The organism is Methylobacterium sp. 285MFTsu5.1 (assembly GCF_000383455.1).
Lineage (GTDB): Bacteria > Pseudomonadota > Alphaproteobacteria > Rhizobiales > Beijerinckiaceae > Methylobacterium.
Window position 1 is genome coordinate 1 of the sequence record NZ_KB911273.1, and the last position, 17,627, is coordinate 17,627.

The 17,627-nt window shown below is 73.9% G+C and carries 12 protein-coding genes; 6 read left to right on the forward strand and 6 right to left on the reverse strand.

The genetic code is table 11. The features are described 5' to 3' along the window. The first annotated feature begins 558 nt into the window (after positions 1 to 558). Entirely contained in the window at positions 559 to 2,433 is a 1,875-nt protein-coding gene (gene ybaL / locus H288_RS0108610) for a YbaL family putative K(+) efflux transporter (RefSeq protein ID WP_020092182.1), read from the forward strand. A 79-nt stretch (positions 2,434 to 2,512) separates the two neighbouring features. Here the strand turns inward: ybaL and H288_RS0108615 are convergent, their stop codons facing one another. After that, the gene (locus H288_RS0108615) at positions 2,513 to 3,691 is read right to left on the reverse strand and encodes a heparan-alpha-glucosaminide N-acetyltransferase domain-containing protein (protein WP_020092183.1); all 1,179 of its coding nucleotides are present in this window, start codon (positions 3,689 to 3,691) and stop codon (positions 2,513 to 2,515) included. Positions 3,692 to 4,048: 357 nt separating this feature from the next. Continuing rightward, positions 4,049 to 4,954: an AraC family transcriptional regulator gene (locus H288_RS0108625; RefSeq protein WP_020092185.1), complete on the reverse strand. Its 906-nt coding sequence runs from the start codon at positions 4,952 to 4,954 to the stop codon at positions 4,049 to 4,051. A 96-nt stretch (positions 4,955 to 5,050) separates the two neighbouring features. On the opposite strand from H288_RS0108625, the gene H288_RS0108630 reads away from it, so the two are divergent. After that, positions 5,051 to 5,797 carry an SDR family oxidoreductase gene (locus H288_RS0108630; RefSeq protein ID WP_020092186.1) on the forward strand — a complete coding sequence of 249 codons (747 nt, stop codon included), beginning with the start codon at positions 5,051 to 5,053 and terminating at the stop codon, positions 5,795 to 5,797. A 97-nt stretch (positions 5,798 to 5,894) separates the two neighbouring features. Here the strand turns inward: H288_RS0108630 and H288_RS0108635 are convergent, their stop codons facing one another. The 4 genes from H288_RS0108635 to H288_RS0108650 form a co-directional block, all read right to left on the reverse strand. Next, a complete protein-coding gene (locus tag H288_RS0108635) occupies positions 5,895 to 8,936 on the reverse strand; it encodes a PAS domain-containing protein (RefSeq protein WP_043712368.1) in 3,042 nt (1,013 codons plus the stop codon). 207 nt (positions 8,937 to 9,143) lie between these two features. Next, positions 9,144 to 11,606, reverse strand: a complete 2,463-nt coding sequence (locus H288_RS0108640) for a two-component system VirA-like sensor kinase (protein WP_020092188.1) — start codon at positions 11,604 to 11,606, stop codon at positions 9,144 to 9,146. Next, positions 11,603 to 12,631 carry a cytochrome c peroxidase gene (locus H288_RS0108645; protein WP_020092189.1) on the reverse strand — a complete coding sequence of 343 codons (1,029 nt, stop codon included), beginning with the start codon at positions 12,629 to 12,631 and terminating at the stop codon, positions 11,603 to 11,605. The genes H288_RS0108640 and H288_RS0108645 overlap by 4 nt, the downstream gene beginning before the upstream one ends. A 2-nt stretch (positions 12,632 to 12,633) precedes the next feature. Continuing rightward, the gene (locus H288_RS0108650; protein WP_020092190.1) at positions 12,634 to 13,395 is read right to left on the reverse strand and encodes a response regulator; all 762 of its coding nucleotides are present in this window, start codon (positions 13,393 to 13,395) and stop codon (positions 12,634 to 12,636) included. A 374-nt stretch (positions 13,396 to 13,769) separates the two neighbouring features. Here H288_RS0108650 and H288_RS35045 point away from each other — a divergent pair, with 374 nt between their 5' ends. The 4 genes from H288_RS35045 (at position 13,770) to H288_RS0108665 (ending at position 17,564) form a co-directional block, all read left to right on the forward strand. Beyond that, the gene (locus H288_RS35045; RefSeq protein ID WP_146073993.1) at positions 13,770 to 14,072 is read left to right on the forward strand and encodes a hypothetical protein; all 303 of its coding nucleotides are present in this window, start codon (positions 13,770 to 13,772) and stop codon (positions 14,070 to 14,072) included. 110 nt (positions 14,073 to 14,182) lie between these two features. Next, positions 14,183 to 15,466, forward strand: a complete 1,284-nt coding sequence (locus H288_RS0108655; protein WP_020092191.1) for a nucleotide disphospho-sugar-binding domain-containing protein — start codon at positions 14,183 to 14,185, stop codon at positions 15,464 to 15,466. Next, the gene (locus tag H288_RS0108660) at positions 15,457 to 16,746 is read left to right on the forward strand and encodes a Bcr/CflA family efflux MFS transporter (RefSeq protein WP_020092192.1); all 1,290 of its coding nucleotides are present in this window, start codon (positions 15,457 to 15,459) and stop codon (positions 16,744 to 16,746) included. Before H288_RS0108655 ends, H288_RS0108660 begins: the two co-directional genes overlap by 10 nt. Next, complete coding sequence (locus tag H288_RS0108665) at positions 16,707 to 17,564, forward strand: alpha/beta hydrolase (RefSeq protein ID WP_020092193.1); 858 nt, start codon at positions 16,707 to 16,709, stop codon at positions 17,562 to 17,564. Before H288_RS0108660 ends, H288_RS0108665 begins: the two co-directional genes overlap by 40 nt. The last annotated feature ends 63 nt before the right edge of the window (positions 17,565 to 17,627 follow it).

Genomic DNA, 17,627 nt, shown 5'->3' on the forward strand with positions numbered 1-17,627 from the left:
GATCGACGTCCCACGCGCGAAACACCTTGGCCATGAGCCGAGTGAATCATCCTCCCGATCCGCCGTCGAGGGAATTACTCGGACAGGCTCCTAGAGTAATACCCGACCCTGTTGCGGCCGGACGCGCGCCCGCTTCCGGGCCGCGTGACGGTGTCGCGCATCCCGGTCAGGCTGCCGCACGTCGCGCGGGCGGCACCGCTCCCGCGGCGCGGGTCCCAACGAGGCGCCCGGTTCCGGCAGCGGCGAGGCCGCGGGTTCCAGGTCCCGGCCGTTCGTCCCGCCCCGACCCGCCTCGGCCCTCGACCGCGCGCCGGATTCCTGCACGATGGGCGATCGGGACGCGAGGACGCGGGCGGCGCCCGCCGCCCTGGCGCGGGACAGCACTCCGGAAGACCATCGCGGCTCGGCGGGAGGCGGTTTCGCGGCGCCCGAGGGGCACGCGGCGATCGCCGACGGCGGTTCGCACAGGCGTTCGGTCGGAAGAGCGTTGAAACGCGGCCGCCATTCGGAAAGGCTCGCTCCGCCCTATCCGCATCGCCCCCCGGAGGTGAAGACCCTGTGCCGCACGCGACCGAACTGATCGCCATCATCGCCCTCGGGCTGACCCTCGCCTTCATCTGCGGGATGGTCGCGCAGCGCCTCAGGCTGCCGCCGCTGGTCGGGTACCTGGTCGCGGGCGTCCTCGTCGGCCCCTACACGCCGGGCTTCGTGGGCGACAGCAACCTCACGGGCCAGCTCGCCGAGATCGGCGTCATCCTGCTGATGTTCGGGGTCGGGCTGCACTTCTCGTTCAAGGACCTGATGGCCGTGCGCGCCATCGCCCTGCCCGGAGCGGTGGTGCAGATCGCGGCGGCGACCGCCATGGGGATCGGCCTCGCCTTCGCCTGGGGCTGGACCCTCGGGCAGGGCCTGGTCTTCGGCCTCGCCCTCTCCGTCGCGAGCACGGTGGTCCTGCTCCGCGCGCTGGAGGAGCGCGGCCTCCTCGACACGGACAACGGCCGCATCGCGGTGGGCTGGCTCATCGTCGAGGATCTGGCGATGGTGCTGACCCTCGTGGTCCTGCCCGCCCTCGCGCCCTCGCTCGGGGGCGAGGCCCGGGGCCTCGGGCACGGCACGGCCCACGCCCTCACGGACCTCGTCGCCCAGCTCGTCGGACCGGAGTACGCGCAGAGCCTCGCGCTCACCGTCGTTCTGACGCTCGCCAAGGTCGCGGTCTTCGCGGGGCTGATGCTGGTGGGCGGACGCCGCTTCGTGCCCTGGCTGCTCGACCAGGCGGCGCGCACCGGCTCGCGGGAGCTGTTCACCCTAGCGGTCCTGGCCCTGGCCCTGGGCATAGCCTTCGGCTCGGCGGAGCTGTTCGGGGTCTCCTTCGCCCTCGGGGCCTTCTTCGCCGGGATGGTGCTCGCCGAGTCCGATCTCAGCCATCAGGCGGCCGCCGATTCGCTGCCGCTGCAGGACGCCTTCGCGGTCCTGTTCTTCGTGTCGGTCGGGATGCTGTTCGATCCGGGGATCCTCCTGCGCGCGCCGCTCTCGGTCCTGGCGGTGCTCGGCGTCATCATGGTCGGCAAGTCCCTCGCGGCCGTCGCCATCGTGCTGGCCTTCCGGCACCCGCTCGGCACGGCCCTGACGATCGCCGCGAGCCTCGCCCAGATCGGCGAGTTCTCCTTCATCCTGGTATCGCTCGGCCTGTCGCTGAAGCTGCTGCCCGAGGAAGGCCGCAACCTGATCCTGGGCGGAGCCCTGCTGTCGATCACGCTGAACCCGCTCTTCTTCGCCCTGGCAGCGCGGATCGAGCAGGTCTTCGCTGACCGGCCGGACCTTGCCGCCCGCTTCGCGCGCAAAGGCGCGGCCGACGTCGCCATCTCGGGCGGGGAGCCGCCGCGACGGGACCACGTCGTGATCATCGGCTTCGGGCGCGTCGGCAGCAGCATCGGCGCGACGCTGGAGACCTGGGACCTGCCCTACGTGGTGGTGGAGCGCGACCGGCGCCGCGTGCTGGCCCTGCGCGCGGCCGGCACGCAGGCCGTGTTCGGCGACGCGACCGCGCCCGGCATCCTCGAGGCGGCCGGTATCGGCACCGCGCGCCTGCTCGTCGTCGCCACGCCCGACGCGCATCAGGCCCGTCGCCTCGTTGAGGCCGCGCGCGCCGCCACCCCGGGGATCGACACCGTGGTCCGCACGCACAGCGAGGCGGAACGTCGGCATCTCGAGGAGGACGGCGTCGGCCTCGTGCTGATGGGCGAGCGGGAGCTGGCCCTCGGCATGTCCTTCTACGCGCTGCGCAGTCTCGGCGTGCGCGAAGGCGAGGCGCGCGTCTTCATCGATACGGCGCGCGCGGAGAGCCGGAGCGACGCGGAGGTCACCGTCGGGCCGGTGAAGGGGACCCCCGAGCTGCGCCATCAGCACGACCGCGACGGGGCGGACCTGTCGTGACGCGGGACCGCGGGGGCGGCCCGGTCGTGGCCGCTCCCACACGGGGCAGCGGCGGATGTCGGCGGCCGGGGGGCCGCCGTCAGAGGTAGCTCAGGACCGGCGATGTCGAGGCCCGCTTCAGGCGCACCATGGCGCGGCACGCCAGCCAGAGGGGAACGCTCACGGCGGCCGCGACGAGCCAGAGCGCGAGGGGCGAGCCGGCCTCCACCCGTCCCGACGCCCCGGCGAGGCCCAGCGCCACCGCGCCGTCGTAGAGGACGCGCAGCAGCGCGAGGTGGAGCAGGTAGAAGAACAGCGGCGCGCCGCCGAAGACGCGCAGGCCGCCGAGGAGCCGCTGCGGCATCACCTCGAACAGCGCCAGCAGGCCGAGACCGAGGCCGAGGGTCAGCAGCAGGAAGTCGGCCGAGGGCGGGTACTTGGTCAGGTTGACGAAGGACAGCACCGTGGCGAGCGGCGTGGCCCCCGCCTGCCACGGCACCGGCTCGCCGTAGCCGTTGAGCCCGCGCAGGACGAGGAAGCCGACCAGGGCGGCCGCCCCCAGCCCGAGGAGCCCCGCGCGTCGGCGCGCGGCGTCGACACCGCCGGCGAAGAGCGGCCCCAGGGCGTAGCCGGCCGCGATCACGCCGATCCAGGGCAGGAGCGGGTACGAGGTCCGCGCCAGCCCGCCCCAGGGCAGCGCGATCATCCCGCGCTGGTGCAGGATCGACCAGAGCACGTAGCCGGGCTCGTCCGCCCGGATCGCGACCCCGTCCAGCAGGTTGTGGCCGAGCATGAGCGCCAGGGCCCCGGCCATGAGGGCGGCCCGCGGCAGCCAGAGCAGGCCGGCCAGCGCCACCATGCAGAGACCGATCACCCAGATCACCTGCAGGTACAGGATCGGCGGCCGGACGCTGCCGGCCCAGGCGAAGTTGACGAGCGTCACTTCCAGCAGGATCAGCAGCAGACCGCGCTTGAGCAGGAAGGCGGCGGTCGCCCGCGCGCCGTGCCTCTGCCCGTAGAGGCACGCCGAGAGGCCGGTGAGCAGGACGAAGACCGGCGCGCAGAGGTGCGAGGCAGCCCGTGTCAGGACCAGGTCGGGCGGCGTCGCGGCGAGGTCCATCGGGTCGCGGACCTGCGCGTGAAGGTAGAAGAACTCCCGCACGTGGTCGACGAGCATCAGCAGCATCACCAGCCCGCGCAGGGCGTCGATGGAGCCGACGCGCCGCGATGCCGCCGGACCGCCGGGCGCGGCGGCGGGCGCCCAGGACGATGCGACCATCAGGAGCGCGCCACCGTGCCGAGGGTGCCCCGCGGGGGAGCGCCGATGTCGGCTCGGACACCGCCGGCGATCGCGCGGAATGCCGGCGACCATCGAGCGGCGCGGTCCTGGCGGCGGCTCGCACGGGCACCGGCCTGCGCGCGGAGGGCCTGCGGATCGGTGATCAGGACGTTCTCCTGCGCGAGGGGCCGTGGCGCGTCGGTCGCGCCGCGGCGGGTGACGGGGTCGAGCGCGATTTCGGTCTCGTACCCGAACCCGGCCTCGGGGCGAAGGGCCGGCTGTCCCCGTCGATGCCGGTGCCGGACCGGAAGGAAGCCGCCTCGCCGTGTCGGGGGCACGACGGCCAGCCGGCCCGGATCACGGCACCGGCCGCTCGCGGGCGTACCGGACCGGCGGCCGGCCGACGTGCCGGGCGAAGGCGACGCTGAACGTGCTCGCCGAGCTGTAGCCCACCCGCGCGGCCACCTCGGCCATCCCGACCGCCTCGCGGCTCAGCAGATCCTTCGCCAGCGCCATCCGCCACGCCAGCAGGTACTCCATCGGGGCGACCCCGACCGCGCGGCGGAACCGCTCGAAGAACGTGGACCGGGAGAGGCCCGCCTCGCGCGCGAGCGCGGCCACCGTCCAGCTCGCCGTCGGCCGGTCGTGCATCCGCCGCAGCGCGGCGGCGAGCCGGTCGTCGGCGAGGCCGCGCAGCAGTCCCGAGGGCGCCGCCGGCCCGGCGGTGGCGCGGAGCGCCTCGATCAGCACGACCTCCAGCAGGCGCGCCAGGACCACGTCGCGGCCCGGCCGGTCGGCGCGGGTCTCCTCGTTCACGAGGCCGAGCAGAGTGGTCAGCCGGGCGGCGCCGCGCACATGGACATACCGGGGCAGCAGCGAGACGAGCAGATCCGCGTCGCTCGACGCGAAGACGCAGTGGCCCACGAGCATCCGGACATTCGGCGGCCCCTCGGCGTCGCCGAGCCGGAACACGCCGGGGCTCACAGCGACGGGACGCTGCGCTGCGCGCCGCGGGGGCGGCGGCTCGAGGCTGGTGGTGGTGAACGCGTGGGCCGCGGGGATGAGGACGAAGTCGCCCTCTCCGAGCACGATCCCGGCCTCGCCGTCGATCGCGAGGCGGCACCCGCCCTCGAGCACGGCGGCGTAGAACGGAAGCCCGGAATCCGTGCGCCGCACCGCCCAGTGACCGCAGCCGGTGACGAGCTTGGACAGCGGGGCGCTCGGCCGGAGGAGGCCGACCACCTGGGTGAGCGGATCGGGCATTCTCGGACGCTCGCCAATGCGAAACGGACTTGCGCACGTATCAGGTCCGGCCCGCGCTCCCTATCACCCCGTTGCCGCTTCTGCACGGGAGTTCCCATGAACACGATCCTGATCACCGGCTGCTCGTCCGGCTTCGGCCTGGAGACGGCCCGCACCTTCCTCGAACGGGGCTGGCGCGTGGTCGCCACGATGCGCGGGCCGCGGAGCGACCTGCTCGCGCCCTCCGATCGTCTGAGCATCCTGCCGCTCGACGTGACCGACCACGACAGCATCGACCGCGCGGTCGCGGCGGCCGGACCGGTCGACGCGCTGGTCAACAACGCCGGCGTCGGGCTCCTGAACGCGCTGGAGGGCGTCTCGATGGACGCCGCGCGGGAGGTGTTCGAGACCAACACCCTCGGCACCATCGCGATGACCCGAGCGGTGCTGCCGCAGTTCCGGGCGCGCCGCGCGGGCGTCGTCGTCAACGTGACGTCGAGCGTGACGCAGCGCCCGCTGCACCTGCTGTCCGTCTACACGGCGAGCAAGGCGGCGGTGAACGCCTTCACCGAGTCCCTGGCGCTGGAACTCGAACCGTTCGGCATCCGCGCCCGGCTGGTCATTCCCGGACGGTCCCCGGAGACCGCGTTCGGCGCCAACGCGCGCGCCCGCATGGGCATGGACATCCCCGAAGCCTACGCGGCGGTGGCCGCGAAGGTCTTCGCCGGCATCCAGCAGGCGGACGGGGACCTGACCCGGTCCTCGGACGTGGCGGAGGCGGTGTGGCGCGCGGCGACCGACCCATCGTGCCCCATGCGTCTGCCCGCCGGTGCCGACGCGGTGGCGTGGGCCAAGGCGAGCTGAGGGCGGGCTGAGGGCGAGCTGAGAGCTGGCTGAGGGCGGCGGCGAACCGCGCAGGCCCCGGCCCGGAGGTCCGGGATCCCGACGCGGGAGCCCGGGCTCAGGACGGATCCGCGAGCGCGCCGGCCTTCCGGCGCGGATCCAGGGCCCGATGCAGGATGCGGCCGAGCTGCTCGGCCGAGTACGGCTTGTGGAGCAGCGTGAAGTCGTGGGCGTCCGACTGCGCGAGAACGTGGCTGTAACCCGATGTCAGCACCACGGGTACCTGCGGCGCGCGCCGCCGGAGCTCCTGCGCGAGCGCGACGCCGCCCATGCCCGGCATCACCACGTCCGAGAAGACCAGGTCGAAGCGGTTCTCCGCCCGGCCGAGCTCCTCCAGCGCCTCCTCGGCGTTGGCCGCCCAGGTCGGCCGGTAGCCCAGATCCTCCAGGATCTGCGTCGCGAACTGCCCGACGCCGACATTGTCCTCCACGACTAGGACACGCTGCCCGCTCCCGAGCGGCGCGAGGTCGGCATCTTGCAGGCGGTCATCGGCCGGCCGCTCCTCGGACGCCACCTCCGGCAGGTAGAGGGTGAACGCGGTGCCCGCAGCGAGGGTGCTGCGCACGTCGACGTCGCCGCCCGACTGCTTGGCGAAGCCGAACACCTGGGACAGGCCGAGGCCGGTCCCCTTGCCGACCTCCTTGGTGGTGAAGAACGGCTCGAAGATCCGGCCGATCCGCTCGGGCGGGATGCCCGTGCCGGTGTCGATCAGCGACACGGCCGCGAAGGGCTTCCGGGACCCGGCATGGCCGCGGATGGCCGGCAGGGCCGCGCCGCAGGTCACGCGCAGGGTCAGCGTGCCTTCCCCGTCCATGGCGTCGCGGGCGTTGACCGCCATGTTGACGAGCGCGGTCTCGAACTGGCTCACATCCGCCCGGATCAGACAGGTCGCCTCCGGCACCTCGGTCACGACGTGCACCCGCGCGCCTGTCAGGGTGTCGAGCATGTCGGCGATCGCCCGCACCCTCTGGCCGACCTCGAACACCTCGGGCTTGAGGGCCTGCCGGCGGGCGAAGGCCAGCAGCTGGCCGGTGAGCTTCGCGGCCCGCTCCACGGTCTCGGAGACCGCGTCGAGGTAGCGGCGCTTGCGGACCTCCGGCAAATCGGGCCGGCGCAGGAAGTCGACGGACGAGCGGATGATGGTCAGCAGGTTGTTGAAGTCGTGCGCGACGCCGCCGGTGAGCTGGCCCACCGCCTCCAGCTTCTGCGACTGGCGCAGCGCCTCCTGCGCCTGGGCCAGCTCGGCCTGGCCGCGCAGCCGCTCGGTGACGTCCATGACGAACTGGTAGCAGCCCGTGCGCTCGCCCCGCGCGTCGCGCAGGGTGCGGAAGCTGATCTCGTAGTAGGGGCGCGCCCGCTCCGCGTCGCCGAACTCCTCGACCAGGGTGATCTCCTCGCCGGCGAGCCCGCGCCCCCACCCCGCCCGCACCTGCGCCTGATGCTCGGGCTGGTCGGCCAGCAGGTCGAGCATGTTGTCGCCCACCTTCGGCCTCACGCCGTAGATGCGCGCGAACTCGTCCGCATTCGCCTTGTTGATCGCCAGGATGTTGTAGTCGAGATCGGCCGCCATCACCATGATGTCGGTTCTCTCGACGATCGTGGCGAAGAGATTGCGCTCCGCGGTGCGCTCGGAGACCTGCAGCTCCAGCGTCTCGTTCAGGTCCTGGAGGCGGCGCTCGCTCTCGGCAAGCCGCGTCTCGGCCTCCTTGCGCCGGCTGAGATCGGCCGTGACGATCAGCAGGCTCTTGAGTCTGCCGTCCGCGTCGTCGAGGCGCCGGATGCTGCTGCTGGCCCAGATCGCGCTGCCGTCGGGGCGGAGATAGCGCTTGTCGAGGGTGACGTCGCGGTCGGTCTCGAGGGCCCGCGCCAGCGCGGCCGCGCTCGGCGCCCGGTCCGCGGGATCGGTCACGTCGGCGACGCCGAGCCGCAGCAGCGCCTCGGCCGGGCGCCCGAGGATCCGGCACAGCTCGGTGTTGACCCGCAGGAAGCGCCCCGCGGCATCCACCTCGGACAGGCCGACCGAGGCGCCGGCGAAGATCGCCGCCAAGTGCTCCTCGCTCTTGCGCAGGGCCGCCTCCGCGCGGGCGCGCTCGATCGCCGCCTTGACGCGCTCGCCGACGTCGCGGATCAGGTTCCCCTCGGCGGTGGTCCAAGCGCGCGGCACCGCGCTCTGCACCGCGAGCAGGCTCACCCACTCCGCGCCGCGGAACAGCACGACGTCGACGAAGGCCGCGACCTCGCGGGATCCGAGGCCGGCGCGCGCCGCCTCGCTGAAGCGGGGATCGGCGGCCACGTCCTCGACCGCGACCACCGTCCCGTCGCGGTAGGCGGCCAGCAGGTCGGGGCCGAACGCCGCCAGGGAATGCTCCCCGACGATCGAGCCGACGCCCCGGACGTATTCCCGCTCGACCTTCATCAGGCTGCCGGCGATCTCGGCGTAGAAGACGCGGCTCGCGCCGACGCGCTCGCCGAGGCGCCGCGAGGCCACCGCGACGATCTCCGCCGACGCGGTCAGCGGACGGAGCGTGTCGCTGAGATCGAGCAGGAAGGATTGCCGCTCCTCGTTGTCCCGGCGCGACGCCTCCGTCTCGCGCGGACGGCTGGCGGCGGCCGCCTGACCGGCGATCGCCGTGCAGGTCCCGACGAGGCCGGTGACGCGCCCCGCCGTGTCCCGGACCGGCACCAGGGAGAGCGCGAAGCGCGCCGCGTCGGCACCGCCGTCGCCGTGGAGGAGGGGCTCGCCCTCCGCCGTGTGGACCGGCCGGCCAGCATAGGCCCTGTCCACGAGGGACGCGAGATCGGCACCGACCCCGCCCCAGACCGCGAGACAGTCCCGGCCGAGGGCCGCGGGATGCCGGTCGCCGAGGATCTCCGCGTAGAGATCGTTGTACAGGAGCCGCCGCTCGGGGCCCCAGAGGATGAACGTCGGCCGGTTCGCGCCGAACATGACCCCGACGAGGGTCGTCAGCGATTCGGGCCAGGCGAACAGCGCGCCGAGGGGCGTGCTGTCCCAGTCGTGCGCGCGCAGGAGCACGGCCATCGCGCCGCCGTCGGCGAGGAAGGCCGGGTCGCAGATCGGGGCGTCAGATCTCCCGTGCATGGCGTCCTGACGCGGCTTCGACGGGCATCGGGGTTCCTCGCGCGACGGGGTCTCGGCGAGACTCGACCCGGCCCGTTCGATCGTCGAGGCGGCATCGCGCATCTGGCCGCCCGTCATGCCAGACCGGTCCCACGTGACGCCGAGCTTGTCAAAGCCGGGATAGCACCCGCGTGGCCGGATCGCAGGATCCTGATGCCGCCGGTGCCCTCAGGAGACGGCGGCCGGGCGACGCGCCGGGTCGGCGGAGGCGAGATGGCGCCGCAGGGTCACCGCCAGGGCGTTCGAGCGCCACGGCCGCCGGACGATGTCGGCGACGGGAACCGCCGCGAGGCGCTCCGGCTGCACCGCGTCGGTCGCCGACAGCGAGAGCACGATCGGCCGCCCGGAGATCCGCGCGGCGCGGTGCGCGAAGGCGAGGCCAGAGAGATCGGCGAGACGGTTGTCGACGATCAGCAGATCGAACCGTCCCGGCTCCCGCCGCAGGACGGCCAGGGCCGCCTCGGGATCCGCGTAGCCGACCGGCTCGTAGCCCAGCGCCGCCAGCGTCTCCTCGTCGTCCTGGACCGACCGGCGCGTGCGCCCGACCAGCATCACGGTCCCGCCGGCCGCCGCGCCGTCCGCGGCCTGCGGGATCACGGGCAGCCACACCGCGAAGGTGCTGCCGCTGCCCGGCGCGCTGCGCACGTCGAAGGCGCCGTCGTGCTCCTGAACGAACTCGAAGGCGGTGGCGAGCCCGAGGCCGGTCCCGGCCGGTCGGGTGGTGAAGAACGGCTCGAAGATCCGCGCGAGCGTGGCCTCGTCCATGCCGCGGCCGGTGTCGGACACGCGGATCCGGACGTAGGCGCCGGGCCGCAGGGTGCCGTGGGTCAGGGCGCTCGACCGCGGCAGGGCGACGTGGTCGAGCTGCACGTCGACGGCCGCGCCCGGCGCGGAGGCTTGGACGGCGTTGCGGATCAGGTTGTGGACGACCTGCTGCAGCTGTGCCGGCTCGCCGCCGACGCGGGCGCCCGCCGCGGTGCCCGAGAGCGCGATCGTGGCGGGTCCGGCCGTGGAGGCCCGGATCTGCGCCACGGTCTCGTGGACCACCGCGTCCGCCGCGCTGGTGCACTGCGCGGAGCGCGCGGGGCGGCCGAAATCGAGGATCTGGCCGGCGATCTCGCGCGCGCGGCCGCCGGCCTGGACCAGCAGCCCGATATGCTCGGCCGCCCGCCCCGGATGGGCCGGCAGGGCGTCCCCGGCGATCTCGGCGTGGCCCAGCATGACGTTGAGGACGTTGTTGATGTTGTGGGCGACCCCGCTGGCGAAGGTCCCGATGGCCTCGAGCCGCTGGGCGCGGCGCAGCGCCGCCTCGATCTCCCGGCGCTCGGCCCAGACGTGCTGTCGCTCCAGGGCGGCCGCGAAGCTGTCGGCGACGACCTGCAGCAGGCCGCGCGAGTGCCGCAGCCAGGGCGGCAGGCCGGAGGTGGTGCGCTCGAAGCAGAGCAGGCCGACGATCCGATCGCCCCGGCGCAGCCGCGCGCAGGCCCACGAGACGACGCCGCGCTCGGCCAGGGAGCGGCGCAGGGCCGGCGGCCCGGTCTCGTCCGCCACCTCGACGAAGATGAGGTCGCTGGCGGCGGCCGCGACGTCGTGAACGAGGGTCTGCTGCGCCGCCGGCCAGCCGCTCGGCGGCGCGAGGCCGGGCCGGTTCCAGAGATGCACCGCGCCGGTGCCGTCGAGCATGAGAACGTAGCCGTGATCCGTGTCGAGCCCTTCGCCCACCATGGCGAGGACGTCCACGATGCGCGTGTCGGTCTCGTCGGGCTGGATCGCCAGGAAGCGGTTGGCCGCCTGCGCCACGACGGTCTGGAAATCCACGGTCCGGCGCAGGATCCGGGTCCCGGCACGCATCAGCACCCCCACGCGGACCACGAGGGCGAGCAGCGCGAGGGCGACGGCGTAGAGCGCGAGGCGGAATCCGTCCGCCCGGGCCTGGCGCCGGTCGCGGAGGCTTCGCCGGGATTCCAGGAGCGCTTCGCGGGCCGCCTCGCTCGACGAGGCCGGCAGCGAGCGCGTGACCGCGTCGACGTGCGGCAGCAATTCCAAGAGCTGGCGCCCGTGCAGGACGATGGCGTCGACGTCGCCGGCCCGGGCGGCCGCCCCGTCGGCTTCGTGCAACGTCTCGAGACGGGTGCGGATGTCGGCGAGGCGCGCGGGCGTCGAGTCGCGCACGAGTTCCGAGATGCGGATCTGGAGCGCGGCCACCGCGCGCGCGAGGCCGGGGGCGATGTCCGACTCGGACAGCCGGTCGCTGAGCGAGTCGAAATAGGCGATCGAGTTCTGCACCAGGGCGTTGCCGGTCTTGAACCGTTCGACCATCGCGGCCTCCCGATCCACCGCTTCGGCCAGCGCCCGGACGTCGGGATCCCCGGCATTGCTCGCCTGCAGGTCGGCCCCGGCCTTCTGCATCTCGCGCAGGTGCGCGACGATCGGGTCGTAGTTGCGCAGCAGGCCGGTCCGGGCCCGCAGCACGTCGTGCTGCATGCGCGACTCGGCCAGAGCCAGGGCATCGACCGTCCGCTGGGTCGCCAGGTAGGCGGCCTCCATCCCGCCGTTGCCGTTGATCAGCAGCCACGTCAGCAGCGCCGCGAGCAGCGCGCCGAGCGTGACGGCCTGCAGGGTCAGTCTCATAGCTGCGGCTTGCCGTCCTGAGAGGCTGCGCCGGGCGCTGGCGGCGCTGTCAGGGGCCGGCCCTCGTAGGTGCCGGTCAGGGTCCCGAGGAAGGCGACGATCCCGTCGATCTGCGCGGGGGTGAGTTCCCGGCCGAGCTGCGCCCGCGCCATGAGCCGCACCGCCTCGGGGAGCGTGGCGATCCCGCCGTCGTCGAAGTAGGGCGCCGTGACCGCGACGTTGCGCAGGCTGGGTACCCGCAGCACCTCGGCCACCTTGTTGGGGATCGTGACGAAGATGCCGACCTTCTCGAACAGGTTGCCGCCGACATTGACGCCCTGGTGGCAGGACGCGCAGCCGATCCGGCGGAACAGGTCGTAGCCCGCCTGCTCCGCGCCGGTGATGGCGTGGGCGTCGCCGCGCAGCCAGCGGTCGAAGCGGCTGTCGGGTGTGAGGAGCGTGCGCTCGAAGCTGTTGATCGCGTCGATCACCGTCTCCCGGTCGGCCGCGCGCCCGTAGGCGGCCTGGAACATCGGGGCGAGCACCGGGTCGCCGCGCACCGTGTCGAGGATCCGGGGCCAGGAACCGCCCAGGAACTCGGGCCGCGTCAGGGCGAGCTCGGCCTGCTCGCGCAGGCTCGGGATGTCGCCGGCCCAGCCCAGCCGGAAGCTGAGCGCCGCGTTGAAGGCCGTCGGCGTGTTGCGCGGAACCGGCGTTCCGTCGGCGGTCAGGTTCCGGGGTATCGCGCTCGCGCCGCTGGTGCGGATGTCGTGGCAGGTGATGCAGGCCCGGTCGCCCCCGCGTGACAGCCGCGTGTCGTTGAAGAGCAGGCGGCCGATCGTGGCCCGGGCCGGGTCCGCCTCCAGGGTGTCCGGCACCGGGGTGATCACCCCCAGCGCGTCCGCCGCCTCGGCGGAGAGCGCGGTGTCGACCGGCCTGTCGTGGCCGGCTGGCCTCTCGTGGGCGGCCGCGGCGAGGAGCGCCGCGGCGCTGCCGAGGAGCGCCGCGACCGCGACGCGCCATCGGCCGGCCCGGAACCGGGTCACGGCTACAGCTTCTCGACGGTCGCGGCGAGGACGTAGCCGACGCCGCGCTCGGTGACGATCAGGCGCGGCGCGCTCGGATCCACCTCCAGCTTGCGGCGCAGCCGCAGGATCTGGACGTCGATGCTGCGATCGAACACGTCCTCGTGGACGCGCGTGGCCTGCAGGAGCTGCTCGCGGCTGAGCGGGCGCTGGGGCGCGTCGAGGAAGGCCACCAGCAGGGCGTACTCGCCCTTGCTGAGCGCGACATCCGCGCCTTCGGGATTGGTGAGGCGCCGGCGACGCCGGTCGAGCACCCAGCCTTCGAAGCGGCTGCGGTGGGACTCCTGGACCCGCGCCGGGGCGGGCGCCACCTCGGCCCGGCGCAGGATGACCCTGACCCGCGCGAGCAGCTCGCGCAGCCCGTATGGCTTCACGAGGTAATCGTCGGCGCCGAGCTCGAGGCCGATCACCCGGTCGATCTCGTCCCGGCGATGGCCGGTGGTGATGATCACCGGCAGGTCGCTCCGGGCCCGCAGGTCGCGCAGCAGGTCGAGCCCGTTCTCCGAGCCCAGCCGCAGGTCCAGCACGACGAGGTCGAATTCGGCCTCCGCGAGCCGCTTCTCCGCCTCCACCCGGTCGGTCGCCGCCGTCACGGCGACGTCGTGGTCGGCGAAGTGGTCCGAGACGATGCGCTGCATACCCGCGTCGTCCTCGACGAGGAGGATGCGGGTCGTGCCGGCGCGCGCGCTCCGACCCTGACTCCGGTCCAGACTGGATTCGATCATGGCCACCTCCGGTTCGCGGCGGCCCGCCGCGACGGCACGATCTCGACGCGCCGGTTCGGGGAGCGGGAGGAGCGTCCGGTTGGGCTGATAGCGCCACCCGGATGTCCTTCGCGTCCGTCGCCGGCCCGCCCCGGCGGCCAATCTGGGCGCGTCCGGTCATCGGGCCTTACACGGCTGAGTTGATATCACGCCCCCTAAAAGATTGCGCGCTTCATATTGTGCGTGACAGCACAGCGCGAGCATTCGTCCCGGCACGTACCGTATCGAACAAACGAAAACGCCACCGTTACGGCTGTAACCGAGATCATCTTGTTGAGACACCGGGATGTAACCCGCGGAAACCAGGATCGTGCTCTCACAATAGAGAGGTGATCATGACTGACGCCGCGATCCCGGATATCGGTCCGCACCTTCACCGAATTCTCTGCAAGTCCGAGCCCGACTGTCGGAAGCCCGCCGCTGGTCTTCCCGGGCCGTCGGGACGCCCGGCGCGGGAGCGCGGCGGCCCGGCTTCGTCCCCGATCGCCGCGCCGCGACCGGCGCTCGCCCGCCACGGACGATGGCTGCTCGACGCGCTGGTGGTCAGCTTCGCATTCGGCGGGTGCATTCACAGTATCCACCCGGACTACGTCGATTTCCTGCGCGATATCAGCAGCAGAAATCGGCACCGAACCTGACGCTCCTGCCGTCGAGAGCTCCACGTCGTCTTTCAGATCGCTCCAGGGAGGTCAGCCGATTCGCGGCCTCCGCGCGCCTCCGCGCGCGATCATCTCGGGACATTCAGATCATGTCGCTCAACGTCCTCTGCATCTCGTGGGGCACCACCGGCAATCTCAGCCCCGTGCTCACGGCGGCCCGGCAGCTGCGCCGGGCGGGGCACCGCCCGCGCGTCATGGCCGACCCGGCGATGTGCGGGGAGGTCGAGGCGGCGGGCTTCCCGTTCGTCGGCTGGCGCCGCGCCCCGACCGGCCTCGACGCCGACCCGGCCGATTTCTCGGATCTCGCGGATTGGCTGCGGCAGACGATGTTCTCCCCGGCCGGCGCCTACGCGGCCGACACGCTCGACGAGATCCGCCGCCTCCCGACCGATGCCGTCCTGAGTCTCGACCTCCTGCCCGGCTGCGCCCTGGCGGCCGAGGCGGCCGACCTGCCGCACGCGGTCCTGTCGCCGCATATCAGCATCCGCCCGCTCCCCGGCATTCCGCCCGCCGCGAGCGGCCTGACGCCGCCGCGGACCGAGGCGGAGCGGGACGCGGTGGACGCGGCGACGGCCGCCATCGTGTCGGCGATGGAGCGGGGCCGGCCGGCGCTCAACGCCGCGCGGCGCGCCTTCGGGCTGCCGCCGGTCGCCAGCGCCTTCGCCCATTTCGATCAAGCCGACCGCGTCCTGCTGGCCGTCAGCCGGGCCTTCGACTTCGACACGCAGGCGCTGCCCGCCAATTACCGCTACATCGGCCCGCTGCTCGACGAGCCGAGCTGGTCCCGCGGGACGGGGCACGCGTGGTCCGGTACGGGACGGCGGCGGATCCTCGTCGCCGGCAGCACCGGCGCCCAGAACCAGACCGACCTGCAGCGGCGCGTCGCGCGCGCCGTCGGCGCGGTCGAGGCCGAGACCATCGTGACGACCGGCCCGAATGTCGGGCCCGCGGACCTGGCCGCCCCCGCCGCCGTCCGGGTCGTGGCGGCCGCCTCCCACGACGCCCTCATGGCGCAGGCCGACCTGGTGGTGTGCCAGGGCGGTCACGGCACGGTCAGCCGCGCCCTGCTGCACGGCGTGCCGCTGCTGGTGATCCCCCTGGCCCGCGACCAGGCCGACAACGCCGCCCGCGTCGCCCTGCGCGGCGCCGGCCTGCGCCTGCCCGCCGACGCGGGCGAGGCCGAGATCGCCGCGGCGGCGCGCCGGCTCCTGGCGGAGCCGGGCTTCCGCAGGGCCGCCGCAGTTCTCGGGGCGGCCGTGCGGGCGGATCTCGACGCGGGCGGCCTCGTCCGCGAGATCGACGCGATGGTGGCGGCGCGCCGGGCCTCCGCGGACCGGGGCGGCGCCCGGGGCGGAGACCGGCTTTGGGCCTGATCCGCGCGCCCGCGCTGGCGCGGCCCCGCATCCGCCCCGGCTCGGCCGCCTTCTCGGCGCTCCTCGGGCTGCTGGCGGCGCTCCCGACCTTCGGGATCGACATGATCCTGCCGAGCCTGTCGGACACGGCGACCGCGCTGCACGTCCCGGCCACCGCGATGGGCGCGGCCATGGGCATCTACCTGCTCGGTTTCGGCGGCGCGCTGCTGGTCTACGGCCCGGTCTCGGACCGGCTGGGCCGCAAGCCGGCCATCGTCTGCGGCTGCCTCCTCCTCGTCGTGGGCAGCCTCGGCTGCGGCGCGGCGCGGACGCTGCCGGACTTCCTGCTGTTCCGGATCCTCCAGGGGATCGGCGCGGCGGGCCCCGGCATGGCGGTCCTCGCGATGGTGCGCGACCTGTTCGAGGGCGAGGCCGCGCGCGCCCGGGTGTCCTTCGTCGTCCTCACCATCAACGTGGTGCCGATGATGGCCCCGACCATCGGTGCCGGGCTGATGGATCTCGGCGGCTGGCGCCTGATCCACGCCGCGCCGGTCGCCGCCGCCCTGGCGGCCCTGGTGGCGATCCGGCACATCGACGAGCCCCTGCAGCGGGCCGCGGGCCCCGGGCCGGCCTCGGGGATCCTGCGCGGCTACGGGCGGATCCTGGCGAGCCGGGTCTTCCTCGGCCACGCCCTGTGCAACGCCGCGGCGGCCGGGGCGGTCTTCGCCTACATCACCGGCTCGGCGCTGGTGTTCATCGACGCCCTCGGGCTCAGTCCGCTGGCCTACGGCCTGGTCTTCGGGGCGAGTTCCCTGTCGGTGATGGTCGGCGCCTTCCTGAACGGGCGGCTCGCGGCCCGGGGCGTCCCCCCGCCGCGGGTGATCGCCGCCGGCCTCGTTCTGGCGACCGGCGCGGCTTCCCTGCTCCTCGTCGCGGCGCTCGCCCGACCGCCCGCGGCCGCGCCGGTGGTCGCCGCGATGGTCGGCGTGGCCCTGGCCTTCGGCCTCGTCTCGCCCAACGCCGTGCACGGTGCGACGGAGCGCGACCCGACGGCCGCGGGCGCGGCCAGCGCCGTCGCGGTCTTCCTGCAGATGCTCGCGGCGGCCGTCGCCAGCGACCTCGTCGCCCGGTTCTTCGACGGCCGGTCCGCCCTGTCGATGGCCGCCGTGATGCTCGGCTGCAGCCTCGCGGCCGCCGCCGCCCACGCGGGTCTCGCCCGGCCGGCGCCCCGCGCCCCCTCCCGACCCTACGGAGAACCCGCATGCTCTTCGATCCGCCCCCCTGGCAGCCCCTCCACCTGACGCGCGACGGCGGCCGGCTCGCCCATATCGAGGCCGGGCCGCTCACCCCCGAGGGGCAGCCGCTGCTGCTCATCAACGGCTGGACCGGGGACCACGGCATCTTCACGCCGCAGATCCGGCACTTCTCGCGGACGCGCCGCGTCGTGGCGGTCGACCTGCGCGGTCACGGCGCCAGCGACGCGCCGGAGCGCGACTACACGGTCGCGGGCTTCGCCGAGGACGTCGCGTGGCAGAGCCGGACGCTGGGCCTCGTGAAGCCGATCGTGATCGGCCACAGCTTCGGCGGCGCGGTGGCGCTGGAGCTGTGCGGCCGCCATCCCGACCTCGCCGCCGGCCTCGTCATGATCGACTCGATCGTCCTGCCGTCTGCGGACGCGGCGGGCGGCGCCGCGATCGAGGGGCTGCTGGCGGGCGTCGGCGGCCCGGATTACCGGTCCGTCGTGCGGGAGATGGCCTGGGCGATCGGCGGCGCCTACGACCACCCGGCCCGGCGGAAGGCGATCTTCGAGACCTTCATCCTCGGCCCCTGCCAGCGGACACCGCAGCACGTGGCCCACGCGGCGCTGCGCGACATGGTGCTGGCCCACGATCCCGTCCCGGCCGCGCGCGCCTGCCGGGTCCCGATGGCCTACATCTCGGCGGACGTGCCGCTCGTGGCGGCGGCCCGCGACCTCGACCGGCTGCGGGAGCTCTGCCCGCAGCTCGTCACCGCCCAGACGCTGCTGGCGGGCCACTTCAACACGATCGAAGTGGCCGAGCAGGTCAACGCGATGATCGAGCGCTTCCTGGCGGTCGGCCTGCGGCCGCGCGCGCGGTAGCGGGACGCCGCGGGACCAACGCCCGTCAGGCGGGCCGGGCCCCTCCGCGGAGGCCGTCCCGCG